The 19,166-nt window shown below is 45.7% G+C and carries 16 protein-coding genes and 1 pseudogene; 4 read left to right on the top strand and 13 right to left on the bottom strand.

The features are described 5' to 3' along the window. Positions 1-289: 289 nt before the first annotated feature. The 11 genes and pseudogenes from GLV98_RS02075 to GLV98_RS02030 all read right to left on the bottom strand — a co-directional run bounded on the left by GLV98_RS02075 (position 290) and on the right by GLV98_RS02030 (position 16,798). On the bottom strand, positions 290-1,624 hold the full coding sequence (locus GLV98_RS02075) for a glycoside hydrolase family 68 protein (RefSeq protein WP_160911617.1): 1,335 nt from the start codon (positions 1,622-1,624) through the stop codon (positions 290-292). 79 nt (positions 1,625-1,703) lie between these two features. Then, on the bottom strand, positions 1,704-2,984 hold the full coding sequence (locus GLV98_RS02070; RefSeq protein WP_160911615.1) for a glycoside hydrolase family 68 protein: 1,281 nt from the start codon (positions 2,982-2,984) through the stop codon (positions 1,704-1,706). A gap of 548 nt (positions 2,985-3,532) precedes the next feature. Continuing rightward, positions 3,533-9,205, bottom strand: a complete 5,673-nt coding sequence (locus GLV98_RS02065; protein WP_160911613.1) for a GH32 C-terminal domain-containing protein — start codon at positions 9,203-9,205, stop codon at positions 3,533-3,535. 99 nt (positions 9,206-9,304) lie between these two features. After that, positions 9,305-9,907, bottom strand: coding sequence for a DUF624 domain-containing protein (locus GLV98_RS02060; RefSeq protein ID WP_160911611.1), 603 nt, complete (start codon positions 9,905-9,907; stop codon positions 9,305-9,307). 21 nt (positions 9,908-9,928) lie between these two features. Beyond that, the gene (locus GLV98_RS20370) at positions 9,929-10,402 is read right to left on the bottom strand and encodes a GH32 C-terminal domain-containing protein (RefSeq protein ID WP_423785001.1); all 474 of its coding nucleotides are present in this window, start codon (positions 10,400-10,402) and stop codon (positions 9,929-9,931) included. Continuing rightward, a pseudogene (locus GLV98_RS02055) lies at positions 10,403-11,404 on the bottom strand (glycoside hydrolase family 32 protein); the annotation flags it as partial. It abuts the gene before it with no gap. A gap of 87 nt (positions 11,405-11,491) precedes the next feature. Continuing rightward, a complete protein-coding gene (locus tag GLV98_RS02050) occupies positions 11,492-12,346 on the bottom strand; it encodes a carbohydrate ABC transporter permease (protein ID WP_160911607.1) in 855 nt (284 codons plus the stop codon). 5 nt (positions 12,347-12,351) lie between these two features. Next, positions 12,352-13,335, bottom strand: coding sequence for a carbohydrate ABC transporter permease (locus GLV98_RS02045; RefSeq protein ID WP_160911605.1), 984 nt, complete (start codon positions 13,333-13,335; stop codon positions 12,352-12,354). Positions 13,336-13,424: 89 nt separating this feature from the next. Then, positions 13,425-14,783 (bottom strand): ABC transporter substrate-binding protein, encoded by a 1,359-nt coding sequence (locus GLV98_RS02040; RefSeq protein ID WP_160911603.1) that lies wholly within the window; start codon positions 14,781-14,783, stop codon positions 13,425-13,427. Between the two features lie 102 nt (positions 14,784-14,885). Continuing rightward, positions 14,886-15,881 (bottom strand): LacI family DNA-binding transcriptional regulator, encoded by a 996-nt coding sequence (locus tag GLV98_RS02035; protein ID WP_160911601.1) that lies wholly within the window; start codon positions 15,879-15,881, stop codon positions 14,886-14,888. Between the two features lie 257 nt (positions 15,882-16,138). Beyond that, entirely contained in the window at positions 16,139-16,798 is a 660-nt protein-coding gene (locus GLV98_RS02030) for a carboxymuconolactone decarboxylase family protein (RefSeq protein ID WP_160911599.1), read from the bottom strand. Between the two features lie 225 nt (positions 16,799-17,023). Between GLV98_RS02030 and GLV98_RS02025 the strand changes: the two genes are divergently transcribed. Further along, positions 17,024-17,182, top strand: a complete 159-nt coding sequence (locus GLV98_RS02025) for a hypothetical protein (RefSeq protein ID WP_160911597.1) — start codon at positions 17,024-17,026, stop codon at positions 17,180-17,182. Further along, entirely contained in the window at positions 17,179-17,475 is a 297-nt protein-coding gene (locus tag GLV98_RS02020) for a hypothetical protein (protein WP_160911595.1), read from the top strand. The genes GLV98_RS02025 and GLV98_RS02020 overlap by 4 nt, the downstream gene beginning before the upstream one ends. Before the next feature lie 5 nt (positions 17,476-17,480). Here the strand turns inward: GLV98_RS02020 and GLV98_RS02015 are convergent, their stop codons facing one another. After that, positions 17,481-17,906, bottom strand: coding sequence for an RDD family protein (locus tag GLV98_RS02015; RefSeq protein WP_160911593.1), 426 nt, complete (start codon positions 17,904-17,906; stop codon positions 17,481-17,483). A 27-nt stretch (positions 17,907-17,933) separates the two neighbouring features. After that, positions 17,934-18,101 (bottom strand): hypothetical protein, encoded by a 168-nt coding sequence (locus tag GLV98_RS02010; RefSeq protein ID WP_160911591.1) that lies wholly within the window; start codon positions 18,099-18,101, stop codon positions 17,934-17,936. 72 nt (positions 18,102-18,173) lie between these two features. On the opposite strand from GLV98_RS02010, the gene GLV98_RS02005 reads away from it, so the two are divergent. Both GLV98_RS02005 and GLV98_RS02000 read left to right on the top strand, forming a co-directional pair. Then, on the top strand, positions 18,174-18,695 hold the full coding sequence (locus tag GLV98_RS02005; RefSeq protein WP_160911589.1) for a DUF420 domain-containing protein: 522 nt from the start codon (positions 18,174-18,176) through the stop codon (positions 18,693-18,695). Between the two features lie 182 nt (positions 18,696-18,877). After that, on the top strand, positions 18,878-19,108 hold the full coding sequence (locus tag GLV98_RS02000; protein ID WP_160911587.1) for a hypothetical protein: 231 nt from the start codon (positions 18,878-18,880) through the stop codon (positions 19,106-19,108). The last annotated feature ends 58 nt before the right edge of the window (positions 19,109-19,166 follow it).

Raw genomic sequence — 19,166 nt, 5'->3', positions numbered from 1 at the left:
CGTCTTCTTCATCAAGTACAGTTGTGATACCGCAACTGGCAGCATCAGCTGCTCCGCATTCTAACCGTTCAGTTACTTTTTATGATCCGTTTGTTTTTTTGAATCACTCCACGTATCCATCCCTTGAAGCAACTAGTTGAGAGAGAGTATTACATCAGTGGTTATCTCTGGTAAACTCTCATCCCCCTTCCATGAATGAATCCGCTCCCTATTTTTCTATAAATACCAACACTACACGTTAAGAGCCTAAAAAAACCTGAACCCTATGCAGGATTCAGGCTTTAAATGTTTATTTGATCTTGCCAGGCGCTTGTTCGTTCACAATTTTCGTGCGGTCGTTTTGGAGAGCAAGCTTCAAGGTTGGCGCTAATGTTCCACCAAAGTGAGACATTTGATACTCCGGAGAAGTGCCTCCGAGATCCGCAATATTTTTACCATCTAAATCATGGAAGTTATAGAAGCTGATCACTTTTCCATTAGGTAGGACCATCCAGGAATAGGCCTGATACGCATGATCTTCAGGATTCGCTAGAACAAGACCACTTTCATTCAACGGCTCATACCCTGATGTAAGCTGATCAGAAGAAAAGCCATACAACCCGTCAGGTGCAGACAAGTCAGGACCGAATTTGTGCTCGTGCGTGTTTGTGAATAAGTAATACTGGTTCCCTTTCGTTACGATATGCGGGCGCTCAAGCTCCTGGTTCACGTAGTTCGCTTCAAGAATCGGAGCCTTGGCTTCGAATTCTGTGTAGCTGTCATTCGTCGCTTCTGCAATACCAATCGCACCGTTGAACAGTTTTGCAAAGTCTTCATTTACAAAATCGAAGGAACTCTGGAAGTCTTCTCCGCCGATATAAGCAGGATCCAGTGTTCTTTCTGCAGGTGTACCTGCAGAGTTTCCTTCAAATAGAATGTAGTCTTTCCCTGTTTTCGGATCTTCGAAGAACCAAGGATCACGGAACGTATAGCCGATGTCTCCAGCTTCCGCCTGCTCTTCCGTTTGATAGTACTTCCCTTCAGGCTCAAGGATGATCGAGTGGTCGAAGTTAGAGAAAGAGATTCCCTTATGACTTGCTTCTACATCACCTTTGGCAAGGGCCAGGCGCTGTTCGTATGTGACGTTTTCTTCGCCTTTACGACCAGTTGCTGTATAGAAAAGGTTCAGTTTTCCGTCTTCAATCATGGCAGAACCGGCCCACTGTCTCGCACCGTATGCTTGCTCTGTATCAAAAGCTTTACCGCCTAGTTCCCAGTTCGTTCCATCTTTCGAGTAGAAATAACGAATCGTTGCTACGTCGTGGCGTTTACCAGGAAGCAGGTCGGAATCAGCCGTTAGGGAGAAGATGATGTAATAGCCGTTGACTTTTGCAATCGAACCATCTTTCTCACGTAGTGGCCATGTATCCCATACGTGAAGTTCTGGAGCCATTTTCTCAAAATCCGGTTCAATATAAGGAGCGGTTGTATCCTCTGTACGTTCGATTTTGGATGCATCCTCAATCGTCCAGTTGGATGTTGTGGACGTCTCTGCAGAGGCAGTTGGTGCAAATCCAAAAGATAATGTGGATACGATCGCCGTTGTCAGCAACACATTACGCGCCATAAATTTCTTTGCGTTCATTGTTCTTCCTCCTCTTTCTCCTATAAGTGGTTGGTAAGAAAGAGAAGCTAGCCGATCAAGCTAGCTTCTTTGATGATTATTAACCGTGAATTTCTCCTTCACCCATAACTCCTTTAATTTCAGAAGTATCGTCCTTAAGCTTCAACTTCAATGTCGGCGCGAAAGATCCACCAAGCTGGAAGTCGCCATTTTCGTCATGGAACTCGTTAATGAAGCTGATGACTTGTCCGTGTGGAAGAACTGCCCAAGAGTATGCCTGGAATGGATCGTTTTCAGGGTTTGCTACCACAAGTCCTGTACCGTTCATCGGCTCGTAATCACCGAACAACTCGTTTGCGTGGAAGCCATAAAGCCCGTCAGGACCATCAAGTCCAGGAGCGAACGTGAACTGGTGAGAAATGGTGAACAAGTAATAGTCATCACCTTTTTGTACAACATGCGGACGCTCAAGCTGCTGGTTTACACCGTCAGCTTCAAGAAGTGGAGGCATCAGTTCAAACTCTGTCAGATCATCGTTTTCTGCTTTGGCAATACCAACGTTTCCATTGTAATCTTCTGCACCATCTGGAATAGGGCCATCAACGTTCCCTATGTTATCGGCCTCAAGTGTCTTATCAGTGCCGCCCGTGTTTCCTTCAAAAATTAAGTATTCTTCGCCTGTTTCCGGGTGCTGGAAGAACCATGGATCACGGAAAGAATAAATGATGTCGCCGGTCTTCTGTGCTTGTGTTTCGTAATAAACGCCGTCAGCTTCTGCAAGGATTTGGTGCTCACCATTGTTTGTTACCTGGAAACCTTCTTTATTGTCATAGTCCATTTCAAACGTTGTCTTTGCTAGACGCTGTTCGAAGGTAGGACCTTCATCCTTACGACCTGATGCTGTATAGAATAAGTGGATTTTATCATCTTCATCGATCATCGCGGATCCAGCCCATTGACGGAAGCCAAGTGCTTTATCCTCATCATATGGGATCGTTCCCAACTCCCAATCTTTTCCGTTTTTAGAGTAGAAGTAACGGATAACGGCATGGTCATGACGGCCGCCCCACGTATAGTCTTTGCTTGCTGTTAGAGCGAACTGTACATAATAGCCGTTGATTTTTGCAATGGAACCGTCACGGTCACGTAGCGGCCATGTGTCCCAAACCCAGTATTCTGGCGCCACATCTGTAAAAGAATCGATGTTTGGTGCCGTATTTTCGTCAGTCAAAGTAAAGTTTGAAGCATCCTCCCGGGACCATGTCGGAGTATCTTCGACTGCTTCTGCGGAAGATGCCACAGGGAATGTTGCAAATGCGCTGGATACTACTAAGGCCGTTAAGGCCAGTTTTGAAAAAATGGATGATTGCTTAGTCTTCATAACCTAACCTCCCGAAAAATTTAGTTGGGGTGTGCTCCGGAACACACTTTTAACTCTAAGCAAACTGATAACCATGGTCAACGATCGATTTTAAGACCAAATGAGAGGGTTAAAAGTCGCAGGAAGATGATGAAGTGTACGATGGTAACGTTTCATTTAAATGTTGGAAAGGTTTGCAGAATTTTCTGAAATGATAGGAAATACATAGATTAATTTCCATATTAATCCATATATTCACACCTTAGGGTTCAGGTGTGGAAGGGTCATTTGAATGAGGTAAAAAGTATGATCAGAATTGTCTTGTGTTCATTTGAACGTTATAACTTCTAAATAGGCAACACTTTGATCTCAAACTCCCCATACAGATCGTTCAACAGACTATTTCTAATGGTTGAAACCACTCGCATTTTCTATTGAAAACTGTGGATAGAGAAATTCTTTAAAAAACCACAGAGAGAGTAGAAGAAAGTATTCACGTATTTTCCATTAAATTTAATTGAACAGTTCAAATAAAGACCCTGTTCCGATGTGGAACAGGGTCTTTATGTTTATTTCAAGTACTGATCGATGACAGTCCGAACTTCTTTCCCTGTCGCATGTTTGTTTACTCTCTTCATCACATACCCCTGGACTTTTCCTGCATCCGAAGGTTGGTGGGCTCCTGTCTCTTCGATCGCATGCTGTACTAGAAAATGAAGCTGGATCGAACTGAACGTGTAATCTTTTTTCTTCAACTTCAGTTTCTTCTCAAGAAAGTCGATCATTTCGTTTTTGATTGAAACCAATGTATCTTCTTTCTCCTTTATTTTCTCTTCTGCATCCTGATAAAGCTCAATTTTCTCATCAAGATCATCTCCTGTCTGCATATCCATCGCTTTCAGCTGCCCGAGGAGTTTCTCTTTTTCACTCAAGGCGACGGGAACATTGACGTCATCCACATTGATATGACCCCAGCCTCCTTCTGCCCTGTCCGTGATGCGAATCAGGAGGTTCTCTCCCACAAACTTAGACGCATCCCATTCGACTCGACGGTACGTTTCCTGGTTTCTTCCTGTCGCCTCCTTCAGTACTTTTCCGTCCGAAGACCGGATTAGGGAGACAGATAGTTGATCAATGTTGTTGCCACCACCGATCAAAAAGTCAATCTTTCCATTGCCGCCAAGTTCAAAGACCTGGGATTCCAAAATACCTGTGGCTGCGTCGCCACCGCTTGAATCAAGGAATCCCCAGAGGTGATAACGCTCGGAATCGATCTGGTCTTCGGCCTGGTCAAACGGTCCGCCCCAGCCCCAATCATCTTTCGCTGCGACATGCGCATCAGAAAAGGCATTCCCTTCTACGATGTTCCAGCCCGTTAAGTCACCGTTTTGGAAATCATGGTTTTCAAGCTCTCCGTGTGGTGGGACTGTTGCGGTTTCTTTTTCATAAACCGGGGCGGTCTCACCGAAGGCACCGTTCATTGCCCAGACATCCATGGACACAATCTCAGGCTCCCCTCCCTCACTCCAAAGCTCTATGCCCAGCGCATCATAACTTGTAGGATAGACACGGGAAGTGATGCTCTTCTGACCATTGGCATACGCTTCAACCATCGAACGATCCAAATAAAGATGAAGCTGCCAGCGGTCGCCGTTCAGTTTCAATTCTCCCCCTTGGACGCCTTTACTCACGTCCGGGTCCAGGCTGGAATGATTCCGGTCAATCGCAAACGTTTCTTCCGTAGTGTCGTAATATACCAGTGTTTCTTCTTCACCATTTTCACTCTGTCTTACTTTGATGCCCACTTGCTCCGCTTGTTTTGGATCAATGTCCAAGATGATTTCAAGCATGTCGCCTTCCACATCCTGAATCCTCTCATTCGCTTCTTTCATTCCTTTGTTTTCAAAAGATACCAGTGACTCCCCTCTTAAAGATTCCAGTTCCTGTATCGGCTGCAATCCGAGATCGTTATTGTCTCTCAGGGAGAGTTCCACAGGGAGGCCAGCATTGTGCGCCCAGCCTGCGTCATAATGTTCCTGCTCACTTCGTTTGTCCTGGGCGATGCTGAATAGGATCGGCGTGCCGTCTTCATCCACCATCCCGCTTGGACCTGTAAAATGCTCGCCATAGTCGAACATTTTCGGTTCTTCATGATCCGGGACAAACGATAAGTTTTCCTTATCCCATGTACCTACCCAATAGAAGGTGTACTTGACATTATGGGGACTGTATCCATCGAACCATGGGTTGATAAAGAACGCATATTTTTCTTCGCCGGATTCATCTTTTCCGAGCGGAAGAAAGACGGGCAATTCCCAAACATCTCCTGTTTTTGGATAGGCTTCTGAATCTCCGGTAAAGAAAGGTTTCTCGTAGGTCCAGTTTTCCAAATCCTTCGAAGAATATAACAGCGCGGTTCCTCCCACTTGATCGATTCCTGACCCCATCAGCTGATACCAGGTATCTCCATCTTTCCAAACGAATGGATCACGGAACTGTCCATACATCACTTCTCCTACTTCTGCCGGAAGGTTTTCTTCCTGTACCGTTACGGGCTTATCAAGCATGCGCCATTCCTTCAATTCAGGATCACTCGGGTCCTCACTGACGGCAAGCCCGGTCATTTGATTCGGGAATTTACTGTCATCGCCAGCCGTGAAGAATAGGACCGGTTCCCCGTTCTCATCAAGAGTCGCACTGCCGGACCATACCCCGTCTGGAGCCACTGAGCCCGCTTCAGGTGCAAGAGCTGTAGGAAGCTCTTCCCAATGCACAAGGTCCTCACTAACCGCATGTCCCCAGTGAATATGGTGCCAATACGGTCCCTGCGGGTTCTTTTGATAGAAGATATGATATTTTCCATTGTAATAGATGGGTGCGTGTGGTTCGTTCATCCAATGTTCCGGTGGCATAAAATGATATTGTGGTCGGTGCTGATCGCCATCGTAACGCGTGCGGTCCCAGTCCATGGATGGTTCAGGAAGCGTGTGGTCGTCGAAGTTCTCGACCATGGACTGATAGGCTTGCTGAATCTCTTCGGCTGACTTCGCCTCATTTGCGATCTTCACTTCATCCATCAACCCATTGAACATATTGGCATCAAACACCCCATTAATCAGGGCCGCCTGGTTATGTTTCCCGATCAAAAGATCTTCGCTGGACGCTGTTATCTTTCCATTCGGAGTATCTGTCTCACCTACGAGTTCTCCATTCAAGTAAAGTTTCATCGATTGGTCATTCCGGTCGAAAGTAGCAGCCACATGGGACCACTGATCCTTTTCCAACCTTTCGTCAGCGGTTGTGGAAACCTCCTGCCAATCGCCATTGATGCCTGTCTGAAAGGAAAGTTTTCCGTGCCGGCCCATGCCTAAAAGAAACCCTTCGCCTTTTGACTTGTCATGCTGGTTGACGATCGCTGATATTTGATTAAGATCTCCCCACTCATAGGCTCGTGGAGCTACCCATCCTTCGATCGTAAGGGCATCATCGGGCTGGACGATCGATTCGTTGTCATGGGTCACCCATGTGGAATACCCATCAAACAATAAAGCGTTCCCAACCAGTCCCGGCCGCCATAACGGATCCGATGATGCTTTATACACCGCGTCATTGAACACGTAGTGCACAGGATCGGATTGTCCACTGACTTCCTCTTTCGTAACCTTTCCTTCCTGCTCATCAAACGACCAATGAGCAAGCGGACCGGTCTGCTTCACTTGGAAGTCATCCACATTGATGTGTCCCCATCCTTCTGTAGAGTGATCAACGATTTTCAGATACACTTCTTCCCCTACATACTCGGACGCATCCCAAACGACTTTCGAATATTCTTCAGAGTCGTTCCAATCCGTATTGGTCGCCTTCATCAATTCTTGATCATCGGCCGCCCGCACCAAGGCTACATATAAGTTTTCTGGGTCATTTCCTCCACCAATCAAATAAGAAATCGTCCCTGTTCCGGATAAGATAAAGGAAGAGGAACGCAGGATACCGGTTTGTCCGTCACCCCCGTCTTTCGCTCCCCACAAATGGTAGTCTCCCTGGTGGTTGAACGGTCCTCCCCAGCCCCAATCCGTATCATTGGTTACGTCAGCCGGGCTGAAAGCATCTCCCTCAACAACGGTCCATCCTGTTAAATCACCCGTTTCAAAATCCCCGTTCAGAAGCTCATCTCTAACCGGCTCTCCTTCTGTATACACCTGAAAATCATCGACGTTAATATGGCCGAATCCATCATTATGGTAATCCACGACTTTCAGGTACAGCGCTTCACCCAGGTAAGCACTGGCATCCCATGAGACACGGCGGTACTTTTCGTCGTTCGCTCCTGTAGCTTTGAAGAGTTCTTTCCCGTCGGACGCTCGGACAAGCGCTACATATAAGCGTTCCTTGTCCTGCCCACCACCGATCAGAAATTCCACCTGGCCTTTTCCACTTAATTGGAAAAGATCAGATTGAAGCGTTCCTGTCCGGAAATCAGAATCAGTCACGTCCTCAGAAAAACCCCAGAGGTGATAGTTGCCTTCCTGTTCAAAAGGAATGCCGTCCCAGTACGTTTCTGTTGGAGAAACACCGTGGGTAAAAGCACTTCCGCTCGCCGTCCAACCTGTTAGATCCCCCGTTTCGAATCCACCGTTTTCCAAGGTGTTCGGAACATCTTCAGGAATCGTCCTTTTCCAAGGTTCCACGGTCGCCCTATTCAATTCCGTCACATTCAATTGAGTAAGGTAAGCCTCTCCTCCAGTGCTGAACATTTCCAGAGTGGAAGTGGTTTCATCTCTGAAAATTTGATCGGTCAGAACGGTCGTCCCTTCATTCCCGAACACTTCCACAGACGAGCGGTCCAGAAGGATTCTCATCTGCACTTTCCCGTCCTCCACTTTCAGCGGCGCTTCATGGACGGCTGCAAAATCCTCTGAGAAGTCATCCTCCCCTGATGACGAACGGTCAACTGCGATCTTTTCCTCTTTTGTGTGATAAACGATCGTCGTCGATTGATCGCTTTCGTTCGTCAACGTAAACCCGAAGGAGTCCGCAGATGACTGAGTGAGATCAAAAGAAGCGGTGATTTCAAGTAAATCATTGACAGAATCGCCAAGCTTCTCCTGTCCTTCTTTCACTACTTCATCTTTTCGCTCTACGGTTTCTCCTCTCAACTGTTCAAATTCAGCTACTGGCTGTTGTTGGAGTTGGTATGTTCCATCTTCTGACGTACGAAGATTCAATTCACGTGGAATGGATGTCGCTCCACGGAAGTTCTCTGTCGGTATGTCCTGCCCATACTGCCAATTGTTCATCCAGCCAAGCAAAATCGTACGTTCTTGTTCTTTCGGCAGGTTGTTCCATGTGACTCCGGCATACATGTCTGCCCCATAATCCAAAGGAACCGGCGTCATTTCTGTAGAAAAAGAGTCTCCATTGAAATCCCCCACGACATATTCCATGCCAGAACCGCCGGCAGAAGAACCTTCACTCACACTCATGATGAGCGCCCATTTCTTTTCATTTCCATCTCCGTCGACCGACAGCTCTACTAGATCCGGGCACTCCCAAACCCCTTTCGCATCTGCTGGCTGTTTAAAGGAGTCGGTATGCTGCCAGTCTTTTAGATTATCAGATTGGTAAAATTCAATGCTCTGCCCGGCGGACACAACCATCTTCCATTGACCTGAAGCTTCATGCCAAAAAACTTTTGGATCTCTGAAAACATCCGTATCGTCAGGCATTTCCATGACCGGATTTCCTTCATACTTCGTCCAGGTTCGTCCTTTATCATTGCTGTACGCAAGGCTTTGCGTTTGGAGGCCTGCTTTTTCATGAGTGAAGACAGCGACCATAGGTGCATGATCACCCGTTTGGAACCCAGCTGTATTCTGTTCATCTACGACGACACTCCCTGACCAGATATAGCCTTTTTCATCCGGATACAGCGCGATCGGGAGCTCCTCCCAGTTGATTAAATCTTTGCTGACCGCATGGCCCCAATACATTGGGCCCCATTGATTCCCTGTTGGGTTATGCTGATAGAATAAATGATATTCTCCGTCATCATAGACCAGTCCATTCGGATCATTCATCCAATTTTCTGCTGGTGAATAATGAAATTGGGAGCGGTATAGATCAAACGAATCTGCCTGACTCTCCTGCACCCCCTCCTCAGCCATGGGATAGCTTGGAAATAAGGCCAGGATTAATAGGGCAATCGTCAAAACGGTGGTGGACCGACGGATTTCACGTTTCAAATGATCTTCCTCCTTTTAAAATGTAAACGCTACCAAAAAATAGTGCGCTGATTTTACAAAACCTAAGTAAAATGAAAACCCGTCTGTGCTCAAAAACAGTCAGACGGGCTTCGGAAACTCCTGCTTAAAAGGAAACAAAAGGACGCTTAACAGGAGGATAATATTGACGGAATACAACGGCAGAATGCCAGGTATGAACCGAATGCACAAGAGAAGCAGGGCAAATCCAGCGATAAAAGAAAGCAGCCGACCAGGGTAAAGCAAAAGAAGATGAACGGCGATTTTCAAAGCTTCTTTGGCCTTCATTCCATGGCTGAGAGTGTTGAACGTTAAGAGGGCCGTCATCAACACCCCTCCTCCTAAAAACACGGTACCGCTGAAGAAAAGATAGAACCATACCCCTGTGAACTGAAGACTGGTATAGAGGTTGAGCCCTAAAAGAGTCAATAAAACAAACGTACATAGGAACACGACATTTGCTGAAAGAAAGGCACGTTTGTAAATGTTCCAATAAAACGATACCGGATGAGGACGCCGCTCCGCCACCCACTCTTTCAATAAAGCGACACAAGAGGCAGAAGCAGGAAAGATACCAAAAACTACACCACCCAGAAGTGTAAAAGTGATCCACAATAGATTTAATATCGCAAGCCGCATCAACCAGTCACAAACAAGGTAGATCAGGTTCCCCGTACCTTTCATCTTCATCCTCCTCTTCTTTCATTAGGTGTTCGGTTTCCAAATCGATCTCATTTCAAAAACCGACGTTTGTTTCACTTCTACCTTTCCGCGGACAGCTTCCATCTTTAACTTCACTTCGTGATCAGCTGCCGGTAAGTATACATTCGTCATGCTTATTTCCCCGTCGCCAAGAAAGATCTCGACCGAGGAATGGTCACAGACGATCTTGAGATAAAAGGACGAATGATCCCCACACAAAGGTGCCTGACAAGTACACGCATAGTCCTTCGAAAAGTCACCTTCTGCCTTGTCTCGTTGAACATAAACAACTTTTTTCTCGCGATCAATTCCAACCCTCAAACCTTTATCCTGCGTTCCGAATAAGCGTGCTTCGAACGCGCCGCCCTTTTCCATTTCCACACCCAATTCCCATAGGAAAGGAGAAGCGGGCTGGGCTAGATCGACCGAGTTTTTTTCTTTAAGTACGAAAGGATCATGCTCCATTCGTTTTTCTATTAAGCTTGTAAGCTCTGCGATTGGCTTCTGAATCAGTCGTTCCTGACCTGCCACCGTCATCAAGGTCAATTCCCTTGGCATCGTCATCGCACTTCTCCACGGATCTGTCGGCACGTCATTGGCATATTGCCAATTGCTCATCCAAGCAAGGACTACCCTTCTCCCTGGGACATCGGAAAAGGACTGCGATGCATAAAAGTCTTTACCGTAGTCTAACCAGCGCACCGTTTCTTTCGGCTGATGAGGGACGAAGTGCTTGCCATCAAAGGATCCAGTAAAATACTGCGTACCTGATCCACCCGAAGGAGCGCCTGCATCAATCCCGATCGGCAGCACCCATTTCTTTTCCCCGGACGTTTCATTCGTGAGAGGGAACAGATCCGGACATTCCCATACCCCTTTCTGCTCACCCCACCCTTCTCCAAATTCACTGACATAGGTCCACTGCTTCAAATCAGGGGAGGTGTAAAATTGAACTTTTCTTCCAGCAGCAAGCACCATCACCCACTTTTCTGTATCCTCATGCCAGAAAACCTTCGGGTCACGGAAGTCCTTGATGCCAGGGTTTGGAATCACCGGATTTCCATCATATTTGACCCATGTCCGTCCGCGGTCTTTACTGTAGGCGATGCTCTGCCTCTGCAAATCTCCATCGGCGTGGGTGAAAACAGCCACAAGTCCTGGTTTCCCATCGAAGAAACCACTCGTATCTTTGTGGTCGACCACCGCACTTCCTGAAAAAATCATCCCCAGTTCATCCGGATAGAGGGCGACGGGAAGGTGCTCCCATAATATAAGATCCTTACTGACAGCGTGGCCCCAGTGCATCGGTCCCCACTGTTTACTATTTGGATGATATTGATAAAAGAGATGATACTCCCCTTCGAAGTAAACAAGACCATTCGGGTCATTCATCCACATCTGTTCAGGGGTGAAATGGATGTGAGGCCGATACCTCTCTTCATAATATCCATTCGTCGTTAACGGCTGGCTTTGAATCATATGTTATGGCACTCCTTCCAACAAAAATAAATCCTTCATGTCAGGCGGCGCTTTCCACTTTCCGCCCGACATTTCGATCAAAATCGATTAGTTTTTTGAACCGGTGTGTGTTAATCCTTGTACGTAGTATCGTTGCAGGAATGCAAAGATCAACAGCATCGGTACAGTGGCGATAGTTAAAGCAGCCATCACCTGCCCCCACTTGATGGGTGGTTCGTTCATGAAATATTGAAGCCCAATCTGGATGGTACGCATACTCTCATCCGAAGCGACAACAAGCGGCCAGAGGAAGTCATTCCAGTGGTTGATGAATAAGACAATCGCCACCGTCGCAAACACCGGTTTCGAAAGCGGGACAATAATCCGGAAAAAGATGCCGATTTGAGAACACCCATCGATTTTAGCCGCTTCCTCCAATTCTTTAGGAAAGTCGAGGAAAAACTGCCGGAATAAAAAGATGGCAAAAGCATTCGCGATAAACGGAACAATCAAACCGGTGTATGTATTGACCCAACCAAGGTCATACACCAAAACGTAAAGAGGCAGAAAAATACTTTCCGGCGGGATGATCAAGGTCGCGATAATGACGCCGAGCCAGAAACCAGCCAGTGGAAACCGAAACCTTGCTAAGGCATATCCAGCCATCGAGTTGACGATCAGCCCAAAGACAATGATGCCAGTGGTATAAATCAAGCTGTTCAAAATGTACTTCATAAGATCGACCCGTTGAAAAGCTGCGATATAGTTGGCGAAATATCCCCCTTCGACTTCACTCGGAGCCGGAGGCAGAAAAGCTTTCAGTGATTTCATATCTCTGAAAATCTGAAACTCATCTTTCAACGATGAAACGAGCATCCATACTAATGGAAAGAGAAAGATGAAGGTGAGTAAAATCAAAGATACATATAAAACGATTCTCTGGATCCCTTTCTTTCTTTTCATAGCTTTTACCCCCTCTCCTCACGAATGAGCACACGCTGAATAATAGTGATGGTAAGGACAATCAGTGTAAAGACGACGGCCATGGCTGAAGCATAACCCACATCCCGGTAGTTAAAGCCCGTTTCATAGATGTGATAGACCAGGGATTTAGTTGAGCCAAGCGGGCCGCCCTGTGTCATGATCATCGGCTGAACGAGTAATTTAAAGGCAGCAATACTGATTGTTATAAAAATGAACAAGGCAATGTTTTTCAAACCTGGCAGTGTCACATGTATAAACTTCTGCCAATTGCTTGCGCCATCAATATCTGCCGCTTCATATAAATGGTTCGGGATGTTTTGAAGGCCTGCCAGGAAAATCATCATCTGAAAGCCGGCCCCCTGCCAGACAGACATGACAATGATGGAATTCATGGCCTGATCTGGGCTTGTAAGAAATGGTTGCGGGGATATCCCTATAAGTCCGAGCAGCTGGTTGATCAAACCTTCGTTTGGATTGTACATAAACGTCCATAGAATCGATACCACAACCAAAGACATCACGACAGGTGAGAAAAAAGCGGTTCGGAAAAATACGCGGAATTTTAATTTCTTATTGATAAGTAAGGCAAGTCCGAGCGCGACCGCCAGTTGCACAGGAACGACGATGACAGAAAAGTAAACGGTATTCCAAAAGGCCTGGCGGAATTGAGCATCCTGCCATATATAAGAGAAATTCTCGAATCCGATAAAAGAAATATCATCCGGTTTTAAAATATAGAAATCTGTAAAACTATAATAAAAGGCAGCCCCCATCGGATATAAAAGGAATACCCCCAGAAGGATTAAGGCAGGCGCGAGAAAGAAGTATCCGGTCATCGCTTCCTGGAATGCCTGTGACCGTCTTCTTTTCTTCCTTTTGGGCGGCACCTTTTTGATCGATGGTTCAGACGGAGCTTTATAATGATCATGATCGGTCAGTGGTTTCGCAGTAGAACTATTCCCTTTCAATATGGTTCACCCTCTCTTTCCAACCCGTAAACGGTCGTTAAAAATCAGAGGGAGCCTGCAGCACTCACAGGCCCCGCTCCTCCCTTGGACTATTCTTCAAAACGCTTCAATTCACGCTCCACACGTTGCACCTGCTGTTCCACCACACTCTCTACATCTTCACCCAGCGCAGCGGCATGGAAAGATTGAGCAAAGGCATCTGTTAATACCGGATAAGCCGGTGTAGCCGGGCGGGCATGAGCCGTTTCAATGACTTGTTCCTTCATGATGCTCCATGGAAGCTCATTGAATTTCTCCATGTTATCGAAGGCAGATTTCTGTGCCGGCGGCATGCCTGTAGCTTTTGAAATTTTAATAGTGGCTTCTTCATTCGTCATCCACTTCATTAGCTCGACAGCTGCTTCAGGATTTTCTGTGTTATTTGTGACCGCATAAGCCATGCTTCCGGATGGAGACACTTTTTCATCTTTGTAAGGGTACGGCATCATCCCCCAGTTCAGGCCTGCGTCTTCAGCAGAAACAGCAATCCACGGACCACCTAAAGCAAGGGCAGCATTTCCTTCCTCGAACTGCATCTCACCAGGACTATCGGTCACCACACCTTCAGCGAAAAGATCTTTCACATAGTTCAAAGCTTCAATAGTTTCCGGACTATTCAAATATCCATCCACTTTCGTACCATCCTCGGAAATCAACGCGCCCCCATTCGACCAGGCAAGCGGCGCACCCATAAACGTCAACCATTCACCAACGCCGTAGTTCATGAACAAGTTCAGTCCATAACGGTCTTCGGTTGTCAGTTTCTTGGAATTCTCCATCAATTCATCCCATGTCCACGCTTCTTCTATAGATTCAGCCGGCTCGATCCCTGCTTCCTCCAACAAATCTTTGTTGTAATAAAGCATGACAGAAGCTTCCATGGCTCCTAAGGAATAGAGTTGATCGTTGTAAGTACCTTGTTGAATGATTGAATCAACATATTGGCTTTTCTTTTCATCGTCCACATAGTCATCAATCGGCTGAATCACTCCAGCTTCAGCAAAGCTTGAGACATAAGGACCGTCGACGGCCATCACATCTGGCAGGTTGCCTGCTACAAGAGCAGCATTGATACTATCACTGTAAGCACTTGCTCCGTCATCAATGATGACTTCTGCGTTGACGTGAATGTCGTCATGCTCTTTGTTGAATGCATCAATCAACTCAATGTAAGCATTCGTTTCGTCTTCACCTGTCTGGTGAATCCAAAAATCAAGTGTGACATCTTCCTCACCTGTAGCTTCAACACTTGTTTCAACGGAACCAGTCTCTACCGTGTCACTTGATGTGTTTTCCCCCGAACCGGAATTCCCGCTATCTGCTTCTGAATTCGCGTTACTGTCACTTGAACAAGCTGCTAGCATCAACACAACTAGAACCCCTGCCAATAAATACGATAATCTTTTCATCCTCCGTACCTCCCATTTCATAATTGAAAGCCTGCCTACCTTCCATTCCATAAAAACGTTTACGTAATCGTTTACCTTATGGTTAAAAAGAGAAGGTTCTCTTTAAAAGGAACCTCTCTGTACCAACTCTGAATCGAGCATGACTTCTGTATATTTCTCCTGTGACCCATTAATTCTTTTAAGCAGCTGCTCAACGGCTACTTTTCCAATTTCAAACGCCGGCTGCCTGACTACTGATAAAGGTGGTGACGTGATCTTCATCCAATCATAATCGTCATAGCCTATGATGCCGATTTCTTCAGGAATGTTGACCTGGTGTTCCTTAAGGTAAGAAACAGCGCCCATGGTCATGACGTTATTCGCAATAAACAAAGCCGTTACCCCTGCTTCATGAAGTTCTTTCGCTAACTGATAGCCTTGTTCAAACGTGGCTGGCCCTTCTTTAATAAACTCTTCCCTCACAGAAACCCCTTTTTCTTCCAGGGCTTTTTTATACCCATTCAAGCGTTCATCACTTGTGGTAATCCCCAGAGTTCCTGTGATAAAGCCGATCCGCTCATATCCTTTGTTAAGGAGAGCCTGGACAGCTTCATAGGAACCTCGCAGGTTATCAACAACAACCATATCTCCTTCAATCCCGCTCGGATGACGGTCAATATAGACGACGGGATAGTCACCCGTTAATTCCTGCTTATATGCGGAATCTTTCCCGTTTACAGGAGCAATGATCAACCCATCAATCAATTGCGTATTAAAAACACGGATTTGATCTTTTTCCGTTCCTTCATCTTCATCGGAATTACTAAGTATTAAGTTATATCCATTCTCTTTCAACACCTTTTCAATTCCATTCGCAATGCTCATGAAAAAGAAATTGGATGTATCTTCAGCAACTAACGGAACTAAAAGTCCAATCGTATTCGATTTACGGCTTCTGAGACTTCTTGCAATTCGGTTCGGGTGGTAATTCAGATCCTTCATCGCCAGGTACACTTTCTGTTTAGTTTCATCTGCTACAAATCTTGTCTCATTGATCACATGAGATACGGTTGCTGTAGAGACTTGGGCTTTTTTCGCAACATCTTTAATGGAAACCATGGTTAATCCTCATTTCTGAAACTCACTTAATCGTTTACGTAATCGATTACCTTGTGTAAACTATACCCCTTGTAAACGTTTTCGTCAATGTGTTTTTTCATATCTTTTAATTTTTGTAGAATCAAACAGAAGATGACTTTATAAGGACACCACCTGAAAATTGCTTGCCGCTCACTTATTATATAAAATAGGCGGTTCCTCAACCAGGGAACCGCCTCTATGACTGGAAACTTATATTCGTTTATTAAGTGTTCTATTTATTCATCATCGTAGGCATTTAACGCATTCACACTATGAGCAATAGCCGAACCGGCCTTTAATGCCGTAGCAACAAAAATCGCTTCCGCTACCTCCTCTTTAGTAGCACCCTGCTGTTTCGAACCTTTCGTATGAACATCGATGCAGTAAGGACAGCCTGTTGTGTGGGCTGCCGCTACGGCAATGAGTTCTTTATCTTTAGCGGAAATCGCTCCCTCTTTCATAGATTGCTGATCAAAATCGACAAACGCATGGAAGGCATCCCCATTAAGGTTGGAAAGTTCTTTCAGACGGTCGAAGTAAGAGGCTTTGTATAAAGCATCGTCACCTTTTTCATCGTATGTATTCAATGCATTGACACTGTGTGCGATCGCAGAACCTGCCTTCAGTGCTGTTGCTACAAGAATCGCTTCTGACACTTCTTCTTTAGTAGCTTCCTGTTTCTTCACATTTTTTACATGCAAATCGATGCAATAAGGGCATCCCGTCACATGAGCAACCGCTACAGCAATCAATTCTTTCAATTTACCATTCAGCTTTCCTGGTTCGAGCGCTTTTTTATCAAACGCTACAAAAGCTTTGAACGCTTCTGGCGCTAAATCTCCAAGTTCTGGCAATCTCTCAAAATATGATTTTGCATAGAGTAGATCGTTTCCCATTGTCCTCTCTCCTTTGTATTCTTTCATTCATTACAGTGATAAATTTTACCATCTCAAGGTCACTTCGTAAATAAATTGAAGGAATTTTCTGTCTTTTTTATTAAGAGTAAGCAGAGAGTGTTCCATGTTCATTAATGAAACATCAGAAAAAGGGCCTACCCTGAAACCTTTCTCCATCCTAAGCGTATAGAATATAGAGAAATAACCGAACGGAGAGTATTTCAGATGGAATTTACACTCGATGCCGTCATTCTGGCCGCAGGTATCGCTTTAGCCGGTTACTTCACCGGACAAGGACTTAAGAATTTCGGACAGAAAGATCCTATGAATGAACACTTGGATCAAACCATCAGGGAACACCTGGAGAAGGGGGAACGAAAATGATGATCATCGGGATCATATTGACACCTATCTTTTTAGCAGCGCTCGTTTATCTATTACGCTTTTCATGGGGTCAGAAGGGAAAAACGGAGGAAGGAAAGGCAGTGCTGAATGCTTCCTATGCAAAAGCGGCACCAATCTTCCCCATCGGTTGGCTCACCATTGAACTTTATCATGAGTGGATCCAGTCCCTATCCTTTTCTGCATACCGTGATGCGATGTGGATCCTCGTGTTGATCACATTCATCTTTATAGGGGCAAGTCTGTTCCGATACCGGAAAGCAGCGGGAGCCTAAGCCTCTTATTCCAACGGGGGCTCTTTCCATTTGATCGTCGTAAAAGAGACGATCTCACTCCACCCTCTCCCTTTCGAATCCATTAACCCGGTGACAAAGGAAATCCAATACCACATTCCCTGGGTAAGGATGACCGGACCGAACCCCAGGATGACACGGATGAAAATCTGCATGATGGTCGGCGGCTTCCCTGTATTCGTTTCGATGGTGAGGTGCGTCAACAGCATACCAAGCGTCCTCCCTTTCGCAAGCAGCGGGATGAGAATGAGAAGCGAGACATGGATGATGATGAAGGCTCTCCAAAAGACCGGGTTCGGATCGAAGCCACGGCCTGTGTCCTGTGTTGATGTGTAAAGGATGGCGAGGAAGCCTGACACAATGAGTTCAAGCCCTGTGCCTATGAATCTGAGGAACAAGTTTCTTTCAGACATAGAAGTCCCTCCTTTCTGTGTATTATCCTATGGGTTTTCGTCGTCATCGGTTTGCCTATTCACCCAGGACGAAGAAAAAGAGATGGAGCTTTTGCCCCATCTCTTTTTCAATGACTTCTCTTTTCGTTGTTCCTGACTCTCGCTGATATTTCCATCCCAATTGGCTCGATCGACAAATTGTGCGTTTTCTGTCATAGCATTCTCCCCTTATATTCTTTATACTTAACTAGGATTCTATATATAAAGAGTTATGAAAGGATCGATACCATGAAAAAATTCAATTACGTCCCATGGGTCGTGGGGCTTTCCATCGCTATCAACCTCATCGTTGTGGCCTTATTGTTCTTACCAAAAGTTGATGGGGATCTCGGGTTCAATATTAAACTCCTTCCCCTGCTGAATGCCGTCTTGAATTCCTTTACGTTCGTGTTCCTGCTCGCTGCCTTGTTCATGATCATCAGGAAAAACGTCAAGTGGCACAAGCGGTTCATTTTCGCTGCATTCACGTCGACGGCTCTTTTCCTCGTTTCATACCTGACGTATCATTCGATGGCGGAGTCCACGTCATTCGGCGGTGAAGGAATTATCGCGATGATCTATTATTTCATTTTGATCACCCATATCGTACTGGCTGCACTCATCGTGCCTCTCGCACTGCTTACTTTGTTCCGCGGGCTCGCGATGAAAGTGGACAAGCACCGGAAGATCGCACGATGGACGATGCCATTATGGCTGTATGTCAGCCTAACTGGAGTCATCGTCTACTTGATGATTTCCCCTTATTATTGATGATCGATCAGGCGCGGATAAGCGCCTGTTTTTTTGTCGAAACTCTAGGCTTCCTTCTTTTGTCTTATTATAGTAGAATAACAGTTAGAGAGATGTCGTGAAATGTTTTTCATGACCGATGTTTCGGATATTGTTATTCAGGGAAAATGTATGGTTCGAGGTCAGATAATAAGGAGACTATAATGGATTTACTCCAATTTATGAAAAGTGAAGGTTACACTTCAGCCAAGTTCTCCTCGTTGACTGGTGAAGACGTCCAATTGGTTTTGAATGATGTGGCTTCAACAGAGGACCTGTATCAAAAGATGGAAGTGACACCGACCTCCGTCAGCTATTACCCTTATGAACGCGTACCCTATATCGATTGTTTCATAGATCAGAATGTGATGAAGTTACGCTTGTCCAAAGCATAAGGAATGGACCGGACCCGCCATTTGGCGATCCGGTCCATTTGTTTTTTAAAAAAAGATG

The sequence above is a fragment of the Halobacillus litoralis genome (assembly GCF_009856415.1).
Classification (GTDB): domain Bacteria; phylum Bacillota; class Bacilli; order Bacillales; family Halobacillaceae; genus Halobacillus; species Halobacillus litoralis_C.
The sequence above is the reverse complement of the archived record's forward strand: the minus strand, read 5'-3'. Positions and strand labels throughout refer to the sequence as shown.